This window comes from Gallibacterium genomosp. 1 (assembly GCF_001678575.1).
Taxonomy (GTDB): Bacteria; Pseudomonadota; Gammaproteobacteria; order Enterobacterales; family Pasteurellaceae; genus Gallibacterium.
The window spans coordinates 38107-55811 of sequence record NZ_JTJP01000037.1; the positions used below are offsets into that span (position 1 = coordinate 38107).

A 17705-nucleotide genomic window follows, 5' to 3' on the forward strand; every position below is an offset into this window, starting at 1 on the left:
GACGATAGGAAGAAACCATTGAAAATCCTTGAAATCAGATTGCAACTTGAGGAATAAAACTTTATCCTAGCACACGTTTTTTTATGTTTTTATGGATGGAAGATTTATGTTACCAAAAGCTAAATATCGGAAAGATTATAAAAAGCCTGATTACACAATTAGTGATATTTTTCTTGAATTTCAACTCGATGCACAACAAACTAAAGTCACGGCAAAGAGCTTGGTGCATAAATTAAATCCAGAAGCGACCAAATTACATCTTGATGGACAAAGCTTAGATTTAGTTTCAATCAAACTGAACGATGAACCATTTTCTCAATATGAAAAAGTAAATGATGGTTTGATTTTAGATTTAGAAACGATTGTACGTGATAAATTTGAATTAGAGATTGTTACCTTAATTTCTCCAGCGAAAAATACATCGTTACAGGGTTTGTATCAATCTGGTGAAGCACTTTGTACCCAGTGTGAAGCGGAAGGTTTCCGTCAAATTACTTATATGTTGGATCGCCCTGATGTGTTGGCACGTTACAGCACACGCATTATTGCCGATAAAGCGCAATATCCGATTTTGCTTTCTAATGGTAATCGCGTTCGTCAAGGGGACTTGGATAATGGATTTCATTGGGTAGAATGGCAAGATCCTTTCCCGAAACCAAGCTATCTTTTTGCATTGGTGGCAGGTGATTTTGATGTGTTGCGTGATACTTTCACCACACGTAGCGGTCGTGAAGTGGCTCTGGAACTTTATGTTGATAAAGGTAATTTAAATCGTGCCGATTGGGCGATGGCAAGTTTGAAGAAAGCGATGAAATGGGATGAAGATCGTTTTGATCTCGAATATGATCTTGATATTTATATGATTGTCGCTGTTGATTTCTTCAATATGGGCGCAATGGAAAATAAAGGTTTAAATATCTTTAACTCTAAATTTGTATTGGCGAACCCACAAACTGCAACTGACAATGATTACCTTGACGTAGAAAGAGTTATTGCCCACGAATATTTTCATAACTGGACAGGTAACCGTATTACTTGTCGAGATTGGTTCCAACTCAGTTTAAAAGAGGGGTTGACTGTTTTCCGAGATCAAGAGTTTTCATCTGATACCGGTTCTCGTACTGTGAATCGAATTAATAATGTGAAATTCCTACGTGCAGTGCAATTTGCTGAAGATGCCAGTCCGATGGCACACCCGATTCGCCCAGAAAAAGTAATTGAAATGAACAATTTTTATACTGTTACTGTTTATGAAAAAGGGGCGGAAGTAATTCGTATGATTCATACGCTTCTAGGAGAAGAAAAATTCCAAGCAGGAATGAAATTGTATATTGCAGAAAATGATGGAACAGCAGCAACTTGTGAGGATTTTGTTTCTGCAATGGAGCGTGCTTCTGGGGTCGATTTAACTCAATTCCGTCGTTGGTATAGTCAATCTGGTACGCCGGAATTAAACATAACAGATGAATATGATACCAATACTTTGACCTATCGCCTGCATATCAATCAAATGACTCCGCCAACTTTGGATCAAATGGATAAAGTCAATCTACATATTCCGGTTCGTGTTTCCCTGTATGACGAAGCAGGACAATTGTTGCCATTGAAAGTGCAAGGTGTTGAATTAAGTTCCGATGTGCTGAATATTACACAATATGAACAGACTTTTGAATTTTCACCAGTATACAAAAAACCGGTTCCAGCATTATTAAACGAATTTTCTGCGCCGGTTAAATTAGAATTTCCTTATAGTAAACAACAGTTGATTACCTTAATGAAATTTGCGGAAAACGGTTTTATTCGTTGGGATGCTAGCCAGATGTTATTGGCTAATGAATTACGCCAAAATTTACAGCATTATCAACAAAATGAAACAATGCAACTTTCGGAGGAATTTATTCAGGCACTGCACTATTTGCTGGATAATTATAATCAAGATATTGAATTGATAGCATTAATTTTGACATTGCCGAAAGAAACTGAGTTTGCAGAGTTATTCAAAACCATTGATCCATCAGGTATCCGTGCAGTGCGTAGTTTTATGCAGAAAGAGATTGCTTCTACCTTGAAAGATCAACTATTGCGTTTATATAACTTTACACAGCAAGATGAATATCATATTGATCAGAAGAGTATCGCTTTACGTAGCTTCAATAATGTCTGTTTAAGTTATTTAGCCTTTACCGAATTAGGTAATACATTAGTGTATAAACATTATACCCACGCTAATAATATGACTGATACTTTGGCAGCATTATCTATGTCAACTCAAGCACAACTAGCTTGCCGTGATGAGTTATTGACAGATTTTGAGCAAAAATGGCAACACGATGGATTAGTGATGGATAAATGGTTTGCGCTGCAGGCAACTCGTCCGGATGAGGATGTGTTAGAAATTGTGCAGAATTTGATGAAACATCCAAGTTTTAATTTTAATAATCCGAATCGGTTACGTGCATTAGTAGGTAGTTTTTGTTCACAAAATCCAAGTGCATTCCACGCAATTGATGGTTCAGGCTATCGTTTCTTAGTTGATGTTTTGATTCGTTTAAATAGTTCAAATCCACAGGTGGCAGCACGTTTAATTGAACCATTAATTCGTTTGTCACGATATGACAATCAGCGACAAACCTTGATGAAGCGCGGTTTGGAACGTTTGAGAGAAGTAGAAAATCTTTCTCGTGATTTATTTGAGAAAATAGACAAGGCATTACAATAAACTAAAAGAGAGGCACTAGCCTCTCTTTTTCTATTAAAATATTACAGTTAACTATCCAGCGAGGTGTACGAGTATGTATCAAATAATCCGCAAAGCCCTATTTTCATTAGATGCGGAAAAAGCCCACGAATTAACAATTCATTTATTGGGGATGGTCGGTCGCAGTCCGGCAAAATGTTTGCTTGAGAAATATTTTCAAGTTACAGGAACACCAAAACAATGTATGGGAATTACTTTTAAAAATCCGATTGGATTAGCAGCAGGTGCAGATAAAAACGCTGAAGCAATTGACGGTTTCGGCACATTAGGTTTTGGTTTTATTGAGGTGGGAACGGTAACGCCATTACCGCAACCCGGTAATGCAAAACCTCGACAATTTCGTTTAATTTCTGCAGAAGGAATAATTAATCGAAACGGTTTTAATAACGATGGCGTGGATAAGGTGATCGAAAATATTAAGAGATCTCGCTATGACGGAGTATTGGGAATTAATATTGGTAAAAATACTTTTACACCTGTAGAAAAAGGACGAGATGATTATTTGCTCTGTTTAGAAAAAGTATATCCATATGCTGATTATATTACTGTCAATATTTCATCACCGAACTCTCCGGGATTGCGTCAATTACAATATGGCGAGTTATTGGAAGATTTATTAGGCGCATTAAAACAGAAACAAAAAATATTAGCAGCACAACAAAATAAATATGTTCCGATAGCTTTAAAAATTGCACCAGATTTAACAGAAGAAGAGTTGGTTGCGATTGCAGATAGCTTACGCCGTCATCAATTTGATGGCGTAATTGCCACTAATACTACTTTATCAAGAGATATGGTTACCGGCTTGGAAAATTCGGATCAACAGGGCGGATTAAGTGGTAAGCCATTACAAGATTTAAGCACTAAAATTATCGCGAGGTTATATCAAGAATTAAAAGGTGATATTCCAATTATCGGCAGTGGAGGCATTGATAGTGTGGAAAATGCTCAGCAAAAAATGGAAGCAGGTGCAGAATTATTGCAACTTTATTCCGGTTTAATTTATCACGGACCAAATTTGGTACAGGAATTAGTAAAAAATATTGCATAATAAAGGAAAATTTAGAGAAAAGTGTTATTTAAATCGCACTTTTCTCTTTTTTTATCATATAATCAACTACATTATTATTTTATTTTTAGGTAAGTTATTTTTATGGCATTCAATAATAAGTGTAAATGGAGCTATGATAGTGTGCGAGATCGCCTCACTGCAATATTACCTAATGATACAGTTGTTGAAACAACACTAAATAAAAATGTGCTGAATAGAGATGGAATGGGAAATAGCACTTTTGAAGTAGCTGATTTTGATTTAGTTAATCACTTTATTGATATCTTATCGCCATTGCAATTATCAGAAGAGGTTTGTCATCAATTAGCTTATAGTGCCGTTGCCTGTCGCCATTTTTTATTACCTAAACAGCAACAAAATTGGTTTTTTAGTTTACTTGAACAATCTCAAATGCCGACAAATATTGGGTTGGCAAAGTGCTTAATCTCGCAAAGTCAAATATGGGCAACATTATTAATTACCGATATTGAAGGGGGGATTGCTAGTGTGATTGTTTTAGATGAACAGATAAAATTACCGCATTCTCAACTTCAGTTCGGTGATGTTTTCCGGATTAATATTAATCGACTTGAATCGCTGATGATTGAAGTTTCCGCACCGCAAGCAATATTCCAACAGTACGCATAATTAAATTAAGAGCATAATGCAAAAGTTATCACAAATTTCTGCAACAAAAATTGATCTTCATTCCCACAGCAATGCTTCAGATGGCGTATTGTCGCCGACAGCACTCATTTTACGCGCCAAAGAACAAGGCGTTGAAGTGTTGGCATTGACCGATCACGATACGGTGGACGGCATTGCTGAAGCAAAAACGGTAGCTCAACAGCAACAGATTACCTTAATCAGCGGCGTTGAAATTTCGACCGTGTGGCAAGGCAAAACCATTCATATTGTCGGGCTTGATTTTGATGAAACACATCCGGCAATGACGGAGTTGTTACAGCGACAAGCGCAGTTGCGCTATGCCAGAGCGGTGGAAATTGGCGAAAGGTTTAAAAAATTTGGATTGGAAAATGCTTTTGCCGAAGCGCAGGCTTTGACCAGTGGTGAAGTAACACGAGCGCATTATGCACGTTATTTAGTCAATATCGGTATGGTAAGCAATGAAGGACAAGCCTTTAAGCGTTATCTTTCACAAGGAAAACCTTGCTATGTCAAAGCAAATTGGTGTGATATTCCGACCGCGATAGAGGTTATCCATCAAGCCGGCGGTATTGCGGTGGTGGCACATCCGATGCGTTATCAGATGACGAATAATAAAATCCGCACGCTGATTGAGGATTTCCAACAGTGGGGCGGTGATGCGGTCGAAATTGCCGGTGGTGTTGATCACAATCAGCAAAAAATGTTAATTCAGTGGTTGGACAAGTTATCACTGTCTGCTTCTGTCGGTTCAGACTTTCATTATCCGTGCGGTTGGATTGAATTAGGCAAAAACTTAACTATTCCTGAAAATGTTAAAACGGTTTGGCAACGATAGTGTAAATCTTTTGTGATTTTAAGATTGAATGCGTTATATAATAAGCCGTTTTTGTTGTCACAATACAGGAGAGTGTTATGAGCCAGTTTTTCTATATCCATCCGGACAATCCTCAACAACGTTTGATCAATCAGGCTGTCGATATTTTGCGTGACGGCGGTGTCATCGTTTATCCAACGGATTCCGGCTATGCGTTAGGTTGTATGCTCGGTGATAAACACGCAATGGATCGCATTATTCGCATTCGTAAATTGCCGGAAGGGCATAATTTTACTTTGGTGTGCAGTGATCTGTCGGAGTTATCCAATTATTCATTGGTGACCAATACCATTTATCGTTTGATCAAAAATAATACGCCGGGACGTTATACCTTTATTTTAACGGCAACTAAAGAGTTACCAAGACGTTTAATGACATCCAAACGTAAGACGATTGGTATTCGTGTGCCGGATAATAATATTGCGTTGGCATTATTGAAAACATTAGGTGAGCCGATTCTTTCCTGTTCATTGATGCTGCCGGGCGAGGAGTATTTCACCTTATCCGATCCGGAAGAAATTCGTAATTTGTTGGAAAATCAAGTGGATTTAATTATTCACGGCGGTTATCTTGGACAAGATCCGACCACAGTAGTTGATTTAACAGTTGAGCCGCCGGTGATTTTAAGAGAAGGCAGCGGCAGCATTGAACCTTTTATTTAATCATTAGACGTCTGTGAAGACGACAAGGAGATTTATGCAACTCAAGCAAGATGAGAAAAAAAACACAGGCAAAATTGTCGGTGAAAAATTACAAAAAATATTGGCTCGTACCGGTATCGGATCACGCCGTGAGGTGGAAACGATTATTGCGGCGGGGCGTGTAAGCGTGAATGGTAAAATTGCCTCATTAGGTGATCGTGTTGAAGTAAAAAACGATACCAAAATTCGTGTCGATGGACAGCTGGTTTCATTAATTGCTGCACGCAAAGATATTTGTCGCGTGTTGATGTATTACAAACCAGAAGGAGAACTATGTACCCGTCACGATCCTGAAGGACGAGCGACCGTTTTTGAGCGCTTACCTCGCATTAATAATGCTCGTTGGGTGTCGGTTGGACGTTTGGATATTAATACTTCAGGTTTATTATTATTTACTACGGATGGAGAATTAGCTAATCGCTTAATGCATCCTAGCAAAGAAGTTGAACGTGAATATTCAGTACGCGTATTTGGTCAGGTTACAGAGCAAATGCTGGCAAAATTGCGTAAAGGTGTGCAATTAGAAGATGGCCCTGCAAGTTTTAAAAAGATTTCTGCACAAGGTGGTCAAGGAATGAATCAATGGTTTTCCGTCACCTTAACGGAAGGTCGAAATCGTGAAGTCCGTCGATTATGGGAGTCACAAGGCATTCAGGTGAGTCGTTTAATCCGTACTCGTTACGGTAATATTGACTTGATGAAAGGCTTACCTCGTGGCGGTTGGGTTGAATTACCGTTAGAAAAAGTAAATTATTTGCGCCAGTTGGTTGATTTACCTCTCGAAACTGAAAGCAAAGTGGACAATAAAAATTCACGCTCATTCAAATCGAATCAAATTCGTAAAGCGGTTAAACAACATTCACTCAAAAAACGTTATCAAAAACGTTAATGTGGTCTTCGGGGAGGAAGAATGAAGTTACAACAATTACGTTATATTGTTGAAATTGCAAATAATAATTTAAACATTACTGATGCTGCAAAGTCACTTTATACTTCCCAACCCGGTATTAGTAAACAGGTTAAATTGTTAGAAGATGAGCTTGGATTATCAATTTTTGAACGTAACGGTAAACATATTCAAAGTTTAACACCTACCGGAGAAAAAATTATTGCAATTGCTCGTGAATTATTGGTGAAAGAACAGAGTATTAAAGCAATTGCCGATGAGCATAAACGCCCAGACGTCGGCACATTGCTCATTGCCACCACTAATACTCAGGCACGCTATAAATTGCCGGAAGTAGTAAAAACGTTTGTCAAACGTTATCCAGATGTTAGTTTGCATATTCATCAAGGCTCACCACAACAAATTTATGAATTGCTGCTTTCAGGTGAAATTGATTTGGCAATTATTACTGAAGCACAATATTTATTTGAAGATGCGATTTTATTGCCTTGTTATATGTGGAATCGTTCTGTGATTGTAAAAAAAGACCATCCATTAGTGGAAGTTGAACATTTAACCATAGAAGAGTTGGGGAAATATCCGCTCGTTACCTATATCTTCGGTTTTACTGGGCGTTCCGATCTTGATTATGCCTTTAATCGTGAGGGTATTTTGCCAAATACTGTTTTTACAGCAACAGACGCAGACGTGATCAAAACCTATGTACGTCTTGGTTTGGGTGTTGGCATTATGGCATCGATGGCTTATAGCGATCAGGATAGCGATTTGGTTGCAATTGATGCCAGCCATCTTTTCAAAGCCAGTATGACGCAAATTGCATTCAAAAAAGGCTCATTTTTACGCCGTTATACTTATGACTTTATTAATATTTTTGCACCACATCTAACACGCTCCCAAGTGGAAACTGCTGAACAGATTCGTGATAATGATGTTATCCGCAAAATGTTTGATGATGTTGAGTTGGAATATCTTTAAATCTTATAGCAGCAAATTATGCAGAGAATTTTACTCTGCATAATTTTTTAATTTTCTCCTCCATTTGATTGTAAAATCCCTCCATTTTTGCAAAAAAGTGAGATCTTGATCTCAAAAAAAAATTATTTTGCTTGTTCTTAAGATGACATAAGAGTAAATTACACCCATTATGAAGTCTAACTTCTATTTTAATAAAATTACTGGAGTTTATATGTCAAATTTAAATCAACAAGAAATTTTGGCAGCAATTAAGCACGGTTTAATTGCTTCTTGTCAACCGGTCGATGATGGTCCAATGGATCATCCTGAAATTGTCGCTGCAATGGCGCAGGCTTCAGTGATTGGCGGTGCCGCTGGTTTACGTATTGAGGGGATTGATAATTTAAAAGCAACAAGACCAACCGTCAATGTACCAATTATCGGCATTGTTAAACGCGATTTGCCGGACAGTCCGGTGCGAATTACCCCATTTTTAGACGATGTTGAGGCATTAGCAGCGGCAGGAGCGGATATTATCGCTTTTGACGGCACGTTCCGTACACGCCCGACAACGATTGAAGAAACAGTGAAAAGAATTAAAGCGCTGGGCAAACTTTCAATGGCAGATTGTTCCACTTTTGATGAAGGAATGTTCTGCCAAAAATTAGGTGTTGATTTGATTGGTAGCACAATGTCCGGTTATACCGGTGGTGCCGTGCCGTCAGAGCCGGATTATCAATTAGTGATTGATCTGACAAAAGCCGGTTGCCGCGTGATGGCGGAAGGGCGTTACAACACACCTGAATTGGCGAAAAAAGCGATTGAAATCGGCGCGCATTCAGTTACGGTCGGATCAGCATTGACTCGTTTGGAACATATTGTCAGCTGGTTTGCGGATGCAGTCAAATCAGCAAAATAGGGAGAAACCTATGCAAGTTTTAGCGTTAGATATCGGTGGCACCAAAATTGCAACAGCGTTGGTTAATAATGGGGCGGTAACTTGTCGTCGTCAAATCGCAACACCAACACAAAATGTGGTTGATGAGATGCATAAGGTCTTGGCGGAGATTGTACAGCAGTACCAAGGTCAATTTGACTGCGTGGCGGTTGCTTCCACCGGCATTATTAATAATGGCATCTTAACGGCATTAAATCCGAAAAATTTAGGCGGATTGGCAGAGTTTCCATTAAAGGAGAGTATTGCGCGTCATACCGACAAACCGATCGGTTTATTAAATGATGTGCAGGCGGCGGCTTGTGCTGAATATAAAGAGCAGAATGCCGATCAAGTGGAAAACTTTGTCTTTATTACCGTTTCTACCGGGGTTGGCGGTGGCATTATTTTACAGCGTCGCTTATTAACAGAACCGAACGGTGTGGCAGGACATATTGGTCATACATTGGCTGATCCGAACGGACCGATTTGTGGTTGCGGACGACAAGGCTGCGTTGAAGCGATTGCTTCCGGACGTGCGATTGAAGCGGCAGCCAGCGTTTGGGAACACCCTTGTTCACCAAAAGAGGTGTTTGAGCGTTTTCGTCAGCAGGATGAAAAAGCGATTGCATTGGTGCAGCGTTCAGCGAAAACTATCGCTAACTTAATTGCAGATTTAGTGATTGGATTGGATATTCAAAAAGTGGTTATCGGTGGTAGTGTCGGTTTGGCAGAAGGTTATTTACCACTGGTGAAAAGTTATTTGCAACAACAGCCTAAATTTTATCAATGTGCGGTCGAACGAGCATTTCACGGGCAGGATGCCGGCTTGATTGGCGCAGCGTGGTGGGTTGAGCAGAATTTAACAACATTAAAATAAGGAACAGATATGTTTATTGGAGATTTGACAAAAGCGGAATATAAATTGGGTTTGCCGAAAGTGATTGCAGAGGCTTTGGATCATTTGCAGACACTTGATTTAGCAGGTTTGGAATTGGGTAAACATAATATTACCGATCAAATTTATATGAATGTAATGGAGTTTGATACCACCGATGCCGGCAGTAAAAAAGCGGAAATTCATCGTCAATATTTAGATATTCAAGTTTTAATTAGCGGTAAAGAGGCCATTCAATGTAGCCCTGTTTATCCTGATTTATCACTTTATAGCGAATATGATGAAAAAGATGATTACCAATTAACACCGGATATTGATGCCAAAAGTGAAATTGTGTTGCGCCCGAAAATGTTTGCGATTTTTCTTCCTTATGAACCGCATAAACCGGGCTGTAATGTCGAAGGCAAAGTGCAACATTTGAAAAAATTGGTGGTAAAAATTCCGGTTACCTTGCTTTAAGTAAAGGGAGGCGTTATGTCTGAAAGCGGAAAAATTCTTGATACGATTGGAGCATTGCAAACCAGTTTGACGAAAACGGAAAAGCGAATTGCGGCGGCAATTTTGGCTTCACCGAATTTGTTAAGCCAATCTTCTTTGTCGGAAGTTTCGGAACAACTCAATGTTGGTGAAGCGACTTTTATTCGATTTTGTCGCACACTCGGGTTTAAAGGTTATACCGATTTCAAATTAGAGCTTGCCATTGAATTGGCAACACAAGAAAAACAGAACCAAACCTTGTTAGATACGGAAGTATCGGAAGAGGATAACGCATTTGAAATTGCCAAAAAATTACAAACTGCATTGGTGAATGTAGTAGGGGAAACCATCAATTTGCTTGATTTTGATCAGTTGGATCAAGTGGTTAATGAGCTTCATAAAGCCAAACGTATTTTTTTGTTCGGTGTCGGTTCATCAGGCATTACCGCTGAAGATGTAAAACATAAATTAATGCGTATCGGATTGCAGGTGGATGCAACCACGAATAACCATTTTATGTATATGCAAGCATCTCTTATGAAAGCAGGAGATGTTGTAATAGGTATTAGTCACTCCGGTTATTCAGAAGAGATTATCCGCTCATTACGCATCGCTAAGAAAGCTGGTGCAAAAACGGTAGCTTTAACGCACAATTTACGTTCTCCAATTACTGAAGAGGCAGATTATGTCTTGATTAACGGTAATCGCCAGGGACAAATGCAAGGAGATTCAATCGGCACAAAAATTGCGCAATTATTTGTAATGGATTTGATTTATGCATTATTGGTGCGTAAAGAAGAACAAAAAGCGATTAAAGCGAAACAGAAAACCATTAATGTTATTTTGGAACAACGAATTAAATAACTCTATTAATAAAGGAAATTTTTATGAAAAATTTAAAAGGTATCTTCAGTGCATTATTAGTTTCTTTTAATGCGGACGGCTCAATCAACGAAAAAGGTTTGCGTGAAATTATCCGTTACAACATTGATAAAATGAAAGTGAACGGTTTATATGTTGGTGGCAGCACTGGCGAAAACTTTATGCTTTCAACAGCTGAGAAAAAAGAGATTTTCCGCATCGCCAAAGATGAAGCGAAAGATGAGGTAGCATTAATCGCACAAGTGGGTAGCGTTAATTTACAAGAAGCGGTTGAATTAGGTAAATATGCAACTGAATTGGGCTATGACTCTCTTTCTGCAGTAACACCTTTCTATTACAAATTTAGTTTTGCTGAAATCAAAAACTATTACGACACTATCGTTGCTGAAACCGGTAATAATATGATCGTTTACTCTATTCCATTCTTAACCGGTGTTAATATCGGCGTTGAACAGTTTGGTGAACTTTATAAAAATCCAAAAATTATTGGCGTAAAATTCACTGCCGGTGATTTCTATTTATTGGAACGTGTACGTAAAGCTTATCCGAACCACCTTATCTGGGCAGGTTTTGATGAAATGATGCTTTCAGCGGCAGTATTGGGCGTGGACGGTGCCATCGGCAGTACCTTCAATGTCAATGGTGTGCGTGCAAGACAAATTTTTGAATTGGCTCAACAAGGTAAGATCGAAGAAGCTCGTCAAATTCAACACGTTACCAACGATTTGATCGAAGGCATTTTATCTAATGGACTTTATCTCACCATTAAAGAGTTGTTGAAATTGGACGGCGTGGATGCCGGTTATTGCCGTGAACCGATGACCAAAGAATTAACTCCGGAAAAAATCGCATTTGCGAAAGCGCTAAAAGCAAAATATCTTGCTTAATAGTGCCAGAAATAGAGAAGAAAACCGGTGGAAACACCGGTTTTTTGTTGGTTTGTGTATGTTAGTTTTTTATAAGATTTTTATGATTTTGCACGGTTAATGTGTAGAAGATCAGACTTGATCTTATACATATTATCTTACAAAATCTCTCCCACGCTGACTTTTCCATTCATCTTCGATGGAAGTGTAGAGCATTCTTGGCTGCTTGCATCACAAATTTCAACTTCACTTCGCTCTTCTGGTAAAGAAACATTTTGTATTATGTTATCTATTTGATTTAAAGAGGTTGGAAGGTTCGTGTTACTCGCTTGTTGTAAACCTAAATTGCTTGCTTTGACACCTTGAATTTGATCAATATTGCGTAGCATATCTCTTAAGCTCAGTGCCTGACTTTTGCCAGTAACAACATTTGAGGCAAGAGAAACAATGCGTGGTCGTTCAAAATAATTGAAGATAGCACTTTTCATTACTTTGATATTCGGAACATAATCTTTGCTAGAATTATCGTAAGATTTAAAGGCTCTTGCACCATTAGGGGCAAAAATATTAAATTCTAGATTACTTAATGTGGTACCCGATATAACATTCCCTTTTTCATCTCTTTGGATAATATCTCCCACATCAAAACCTATTCCTTCAATAAAGTAGTCCGCACTATTTGCACCAAATACGGAACCACTGTCTTTTGGATAAGGCCCAGTATGAATAACGGTAATGCGTAAATCTTTTGCCGAAGACTCTCCACTTAACGTTGTTTTTCCACTGGTTCGGATACTATACCCCTGATATGTTTTGGCATAAATACTGCTATTTTTACCAACAACATCACCAATTAAGAAAATACCAGCTGCACCCGGCATTGCGGATGTATTCAATCTATCCTCTCCGCTGACGAATAGGTGGCTATGATCTAATCGAATATTCTTCGCATTTATCCCTATTTTGCTGGCTTTAGGCATAAAATCATCATAAAGCGGTCGAGCATAATTGACCGTTAAACGGCTATTTTGAATATCGACATCTTTGGCAAGTAAATGCATAAATCCATCTTTACTGTTTAGTTGGCTATCTCGAATTGTGATTTTTGTGCCGTCAATATGCGAACGCTGGCTTGTGGCATCGCCTACCCATTCAGCAAAGGCTCTGTTTAATTCTCTATTTGCTGCACGGCTTGCTCTTTCGCTATGAGCAAGTTTGCGTGTAAATGGCGTATTATTTACATCCCAATTATATTGATTAAAATCATAACGTTCGTTTAAGACGGAAAAATTCCCTCGTGTAATACGTTCTTCCAAATTCGCAATAAGGTATTCATAGCCTTGCTTTTTCACATTTGCAGATAAATTAGTCTCTTTGCTGAAATAAGAACGCTGATTACCTGCATTGATATAGATTCCGATCTCATCTTTACTGGTAACTTTATTTAACTGCACTGTTTTAAATCCGTCCGCAATGATGAAGTCTTTACTTTTTTGGAAAGTGACTTCGTTTAGTTCAACGTTAAATGGGGCGTATTGATGAGCGGTAAGGCCTGGAATATTGGTGGTTTGTTTGGCAACTTCAATTTTTTTCCAACTTGAATTAATGGTATTGCCATCAGAAAATGTTGAGCGAGATAAAACGGTCTCCACTTGAGAGGGAAGTTTTTCTAACTTGTCTTGCACAAACGCCTTGAAATTCTCTTTTACAAAAGAATAAAAATTAACATTTTCAACATTCTTATTTTGAATTGTTGGATTTTCTACAAATTGCGTCCAAAGTTCAGGTAAAGAAATCTGCTGATTATCTTTAGTTTGGAATTTTGAGTTAAAATCATAAAACTTAATGTTTTTTAATAATTCATTTAGCGTTTTCTGTTTTAGAGATGTACCTGTTACATTGTATAAGGAAATCAATTGCCCGTTTTCTTGTTTTACTTGCAAGATATTTTCTTGTAAAGGCACAAATCCTGTTGTACTTCCAATGCCGAAAGCGCCTCCACCAAGATTAATATGGCTTCTTTGTAAACGAATCGTTGCTTCATTATCCTTGGAATTATTGGCTAAAATCATTACGTTATGTTTTCCGCCTTCAATATGATTGAAATCTGCATTTTGAATTTCAAGCTGAGTTTGTGTACTGATTGTTGTTAAAGGTAAGGCAATATTCTGTTTTAGCTTTTCCGATATACTCTGTGACACCATTAAAGGATAAATTTGTTTTTTCTCGTCATTCAGAAAGCCCGTTTTCGTTTTACTGTTGTCAATACCTTGAGAAACAGGACGACGATTATTCAAAATCGATGCTAATAATGTCAAATCTTCAAATTTTGCATCGGGTTTATTTTGTTGTACTTCTTTTAAAAGCTGAGTGACATTTGATTTTAATAAATAAACGGCTGGAGCAGTATAAACTCGTCCCTCAACTGTAACGGTTTGATCGCCCGATAAAAGAGATAACTGTTGCTCATTAATGCCCAGTTTATTAATAAGTTCTTGTTTTTGCTCCTCAATAACTTTTGCGGTTAAAGAATCCAATTCATTTTTCTTGAGGAAAGAAAAATCTTTTGCCTTAATCTTCTCTTCTAATATGTCAGCAATTTTACTGTTAATGGAATCAAGTTTATCATTACGTTTAATAATTTTGATATCGCTCAATTCACCATTTTTTTCGTTATAACCAATTTCTAAAATGCGTTCATCACGATAAGGCAAGCGTAATGCATCAAATTTCTTGTTAAACTCAGGTCTATAACCTCTCCTGTCTGTTTGATAGCCTCTATTTTTAGCACTAATCACAAAAACGACATCACTTTGATTGGCATAGCGTTTCCCATCATCTCCAATTAAACCATTCTCGGATTGTTCCGCTTTAGCAATCGTTTTTTTGTCCGCTGTATAAAGAATTTTTCCTTGTTCATCACGCGCCATTTTTCCTGATTGGAAACGATCATTGTGGTGATAAGTGGCTTGTTTAACTTTGTCTGTTTGTGCAAGTGCGGTAATTTTTCCGCCTATTTTTATGCTTGCATCTTTGTCTTTCCCCGTTTGTATAATTTTAAGGGTAGCCCCATTACGGCTATCTTTGCCATAGCGAATGTCCGATTGTTCCGTGAGAACAATTTTTCCGCCCTCAATGGCGATGTCATTGGCTTCCAGTAAGCCCGAATTATTTACCGCCGAATGCTTAAGCTGATCTCCCCCTTTGGCAGTAAGCAAAATGCGATCATTGGAAATAATCGCCCCCTTGTTTTCAATTAGCCCTGCTACCTGTTTACCCGTTAAGCTAATGCTGAAATTGGCTAAATCAAAGGTAAAACTATCCCCCGCCCCCAACAGCACCGTTTTATTTTTCACCGCTATGCCATCAAGATTGCCCGAATAATTCAGTTTAATTACCTCTTCAGGATTTCCCGTTAGGCGAAGCTCGCCGTTATTCACGACCTTATCGCCCACCAAATAAATGGCTTCTTCCGCCTGAATGACTCCCTCATTACGAATTTCGCCCTCTTGCTCCTTTTTCCGCTTAAAGCTGGCTTCATCTCGTGAATAACTGTATTTCGGTTTCTCCGCGAGTTTTTCCACCTCTTTCGTCGTGGCAAGAATCGCCCCCACGTTCACCTGTGCGTCTTTGGTAAAGATCACGCCGTTAGGGTTAGATAAAAACACTCGCCCATTGGCATTCAGTTTGCCTTGAATGGTGGAAACATCCGCCCCCGTTACACGGTTATAGGCGATACTTGAGGAAGCGGGCTGATTGAATGTAACACTGGCTTGTTTGCCAATATTAAAACTTTCCCAATCAATAGAAACGCGATCGCTTTTTTGATCGATAGTCATTGCATTGTTATTTTGTGAAATGCTGGCTTCGCCTTGAGTGAGTTTGTGATTTTTAGGTAACGCATTTACATCAATATTGTTAGCGATAGCTGAACTAGACAGTATGGCTAAAGAAATAAGGCTAAGAGAAGTTTTCATAGTTTAGCTCCTAAATGATTGTAAGACATTGATATTCCAATAACTTAAAACAATTTTAAGAATGACAATACAAATTGGTGATCTTTTTCATTTGCCAATTTGTGACCAATAGGGCGGCTATAGTACGCATTTATTGAATAATTATTCGGAGCAGAAAGCTGGAATCCCGCACCTATACTCTGTAATTTGATTTGATTTGTTTCTTCAGGACGTTGATTATAGGTACTGATCTTGTGGTATTTTTTACCCGCACCAATGTCATAAAATGCCGATGTCGTGAGTAAACTTTCTTTGAAAAGTGGGTAATAATGTTTGAGCGTAAATTGTCCAATGATGGCGTCAGACAAGGAAACCGCACCAGCTCGATATCCTCGCACAGCAGATTGACCGCCTAATAACATTTTTTGATTAGAAGAGAGGTTTCGATCACTTAATTGCCCTTTCACATTAATATCAAAGGCAAAATCATAAGGTAAGATCTGCTCGTGTCCTAATTCAATATTGGTTAAGGTAAATTTATTATTTTCTTGCCAATCTAGAGGACGATTTTGATAGGATTCTGACGTTTGATTATGTTCCTGCCCAATACTCATTGCCATATTAAAATAGGTCGTTCCCTTTGGTAGGCTATTCCAAACGCCATTTAATTCTAAATTAACGAGATTAATCCGAGTGTGATTTTCTACTTCTTGGCTTGCGACTTGGCTATCTGCAATACGATTATGTGAAAGTGTAAGTTTGGTATTAACGTGTAAATCAGGTTGGCGGATAGTTGGATGTAAAAGATAAATCCCTACATTTTGATTATATCCCTTAGCATTTAATGCAGCGAAATCACCGCCTAATTTATAGTTTAAATAGGAGAAGTAAGTACCGATTTTTGTTCCATATCCATCTAATAACGCCGAATATTCAATCCGAATATTTTTCAAACGACGGTTTTGGGAGCTTAACGCATTGATACTCAGCTCATCACCTAATCCGGCCAAATTGAACAATTTTCCACCCGCACTTATCCGATAGCGTCCTGTACTCGTTGAGCCTTGGTTATCGGAAAAAACATAAGCTTGCCAACGTTTGGCATCTTGCAAAAGGACATTAACATCTGTTGTGCCTGTCTTTTCCCCAGCCTGTACACTTAATTTAGATTTAATGCCTTGAATATCATTTAATAGTAATGCTAATTTTTCCGTTTCTGTTTGAGATAAATAACGTTGGCTATTAATACTTGTATTTGCCATTCGTCTGACAAAATTAGCGGATAATTTGCTTTGATTATCAATGTTAATTTTCCCAATATTCCCTTCCATCACGCCGATTGTAAGCTCACCATTTTCAATTTCTTGAGGTGGTAAGAAAGCTCGAGCAACTAAATAATTATGCTCACGGTAATATTGCGTAATTTTTTCTGTGAGTTGGTTTAAATCATCAAGTGTTATTGATTTGTTAAGATAAGGTTTAATTAAATGCGATAAATCTTGTTTTACTGGCGTTTCTAAACCTGTCTCATTGAGCAATTTAATATGTATCTGGTTTAACTCAAAACGCAGTGCATTATTGCTTTGCGAATGAATATGTACGGGTTGTTTGAATAACTGCCCATCAGGCTTTTCTAAACGTTTACGTTGTTGATTGAGTTCCTGTGAAATAGCCCCAGCCTGTTGCAATTGATCTTGAAAGCTTTCTTGAGCTTGAACATATAACGGTAAAGTAAGAATACAACCAAGTAGATAATTAGAATAACGCATAATATTCAC

14 protein-coding genes are annotated in these 17705 nt (G+C 38.2%); 12 read left to right on the top strand and 2 right to left on the bottom strand.

Annotation, left to right across the window (positions count from 1 at the left end; translation table 11 throughout):
* The first annotated feature begins 106 nt into the window (after positions 1-106).
* The 12 genes from pepN to nanA all read left to right on the top strand — a co-directional run bounded on the left by pepN (position 107) and on the right by nanA (position 11992).
* Positions 107-2719 (top strand): aminopeptidase N, encoded by a 2613-nt coding sequence (pepN, locus tag QV04_RS07440; RefSeq protein ID WP_065230731.1) that lies wholly within the window; start codon positions 107-109, stop codon positions 2717-2719.
* 73 nt (positions 2720-2792) lie between these two features.
* Positions 2793-3809 carry a quinone-dependent dihydroorotate dehydrogenase gene (gene pyrD, locus QV04_RS07445; protein WP_065230732.1) on the top strand — a complete coding sequence of 339 codons (1017 nt, stop codon included), beginning with the start codon at positions 2793-2795 and terminating at the stop codon, positions 3807-3809.
* A 102-nt stretch (positions 3810-3911) separates the two neighbouring features.
* Positions 3912-4457: a cell division protein ZapC domain-containing protein gene (locus QV04_RS07450; protein WP_065230733.1), complete on the top strand. Its 546-nt coding sequence runs from the start codon at positions 3912-3914 to the stop codon at positions 4455-4457.
* A gap of 16 nt (positions 4458-4473) precedes the next feature.
* Positions 4474-5313 carry a PHP domain-containing protein gene (locus tag QV04_RS07455; protein WP_065233350.1) on the top strand — a complete coding sequence of 280 codons (840 nt, stop codon included), beginning with the start codon at positions 4474-4476 and terminating at the stop codon, positions 5311-5313.
* A 77-nt stretch (positions 5314-5390) separates the two neighbouring features.
* The gene (locus QV04_RS07460; protein ID WP_013747022.1) at positions 5391-6014 is read left to right on the top strand and encodes an L-threonylcarbamoyladenylate synthase; all 624 of its coding nucleotides are present in this window, start codon (positions 5391-5393) and stop codon (positions 6012-6014) included.
* 34 nt (positions 6015-6048) lie between these two features.
* The gene (gene rluB / locus QV04_RS07465; RefSeq protein WP_065233351.1) at positions 6049-6942 is read left to right on the top strand and encodes a 23S rRNA pseudouridine(2605) synthase RluB; all 894 of its coding nucleotides are present in this window, start codon (positions 6049-6051) and stop codon (positions 6940-6942) included.
* Positions 6943-6963: 21 nt separating this feature from the next.
* Positions 6964-7935: an HTH-type transcriptional regulator CysB gene (cysB, locus tag QV04_RS07470; protein WP_065233352.1), complete on the top strand. Its 972-nt coding sequence runs from the start codon at positions 6964-6966 to the stop codon at positions 7933-7935.
* Positions 7936-8146: 211 nt separating this feature from the next.
* Positions 8147-8833: an N-acetylmannosamine-6-phosphate 2-epimerase gene (locus tag QV04_RS07475; RefSeq protein WP_065233353.1), complete on the top strand. Its 687-nt coding sequence runs from the start codon at positions 8147-8149 to the stop codon at positions 8831-8833.
* Positions 8834-8843: 10 nt separating this feature from the next.
* Positions 8844-9728, top strand: coding sequence for an N-acetylmannosamine kinase (locus tag QV04_RS07480; RefSeq protein ID WP_065233354.1), 885 nt, complete (start codon positions 8844-8846; stop codon positions 9726-9728).
* 9 nt (positions 9729-9737) lie between these two features.
* Positions 9738-10205 carry an N-acetylneuraminate anomerase gene (gene nanQ / locus QV04_RS07485; RefSeq protein WP_039171332.1) on the top strand — a complete coding sequence of 156 codons (468 nt, stop codon included), beginning with the start codon at positions 9738-9740 and terminating at the stop codon, positions 10203-10205.
* Positions 10206-10220: 15 nt separating this feature from the next.
* Positions 10221-11087, top strand: a complete 867-nt coding sequence (locus QV04_RS07490; protein WP_039090359.1) for a MurR/RpiR family transcriptional regulator — start codon at positions 10221-10223, stop codon at positions 11085-11087.
* Positions 11088-11110: 23 nt separating this feature from the next.
* Complete coding sequence (gene nanA, locus QV04_RS07495; protein WP_039155013.1) at positions 11111-11992, top strand: N-acetylneuraminate lyase; 882 nt, start codon at positions 11111-11113, stop codon at positions 11990-11992.
* 137 nt (positions 11993-12129) lie between these two features.
* Here nanA and QV04_RS07500 read toward each other — a convergent pair whose 3' ends face one another.
* Together QV04_RS07500 and QV04_RS07505 are read right to left on the bottom strand one after the other, a co-directional pair.
* Positions 12130-15948: a filamentous hemagglutinin N-terminal domain-containing protein gene (locus QV04_RS07500; protein ID WP_065233355.1), complete on the bottom strand. Its 3819-nt coding sequence runs from the start codon at positions 15946-15948 to the stop codon at positions 12130-12132.
* Positions 15949-15992: 44 nt separating this feature from the next.
* Positions 15993-17696, bottom strand: coding sequence for a ShlB/FhaC/HecB family hemolysin secretion/activation protein (locus tag QV04_RS07505; RefSeq protein ID WP_039138734.1), 1704 nt, complete (start codon positions 17694-17696; stop codon positions 15993-15995).
* Positions 17697-17705: the final 9 nt, after the last annotated feature.

What these genes read in the sequence shown, in the direction of transcription:
- QV04_RS07480 (WP_065233354.1), top strand. Translation starts at nt 8,844, where the DNA reads ATGCAAGTTTTAGCGTTAGATATCGGTGGCACCAAAATTGCAACAGCG.
- rluB (WP_065233351.1), top strand. Translation starts at nt 6,049, where the DNA reads ATGCAACTCAAGCAAGATGAGAAAAAAAACACAGGCAAAATTGTCGGT.
- nanA (WP_039155013.1), top strand. Translation starts at nt 11,111, where the DNA reads ATGAAAAATTTAAAAGGTATCTTCAGTGCATTATTAGTTTCTTTTAAT.
- QV04_RS07460 (WP_013747022.1), top strand. Translation starts at nt 5,391, where the DNA reads ATGAGCCAGTTTTTCTATATCCATCCGGACAATCCTCAACAACGTTTG.
- pepN (WP_065230731.1), top strand. Translation starts at nt 107, where the DNA reads ATGTTACCAAAAGCTAAATATCGGAAAGATTATAAAAAGCCTGATTAC.
- QV04_RS07455 (WP_065233350.1), top strand. Translation starts at nt 4,474, where the DNA reads ATGCAAAAGTTATCACAAATTTCTGCAACAAAAATTGATCTTCATTCC.
- QV04_RS07490 (WP_039090359.1), top strand. Translation starts at nt 10,221, where the DNA reads ATGTCTGAAAGCGGAAAAATTCTTGATACGATTGGAGCATTGCAAACC.
- nanQ (WP_039171332.1), top strand. Translation starts at nt 9,738, where the DNA reads ATGTTTATTGGAGATTTGACAAAAGCGGAATATAAATTGGGTTTGCCG.
- QV04_RS07500 (WP_065233355.1), bottom strand. Translation starts at nt 15,948, where the DNA reads ATGAAAACTTCTCTTAGCCTTATTTCTTTAGCCATACTGTCTAGTTCA.
- QV04_RS07475 (WP_065233353.1), top strand. Translation starts at nt 8,147, where the DNA reads ATGTCAAATTTAAATCAACAAGAAATTTTGGCAGCAATTAAGCACGGT.
- QV04_RS07505 (WP_039138734.1), bottom strand. Translation starts at nt 17,696, where the DNA reads ATGCGTTATTCTAATTATCTACTTGGTTGTATTCTTACTTTACCGTTA.
- QV04_RS07450 (WP_065230733.1), top strand. Translation starts at nt 3,912, where the DNA reads ATGGCATTCAATAATAAGTGTAAATGGAGCTATGATAGTGTGCGAGAT.
- cysB (WP_065233352.1), top strand. Translation starts at nt 6,964, where the DNA reads ATGAAGTTACAACAATTACGTTATATTGTTGAAATTGCAAATAATAAT.
- pyrD (WP_065230732.1), top strand. Translation starts at nt 2,793, where the DNA reads ATGTATCAAATAATCCGCAAAGCCCTATTTTCATTAGATGCGGAAAAA.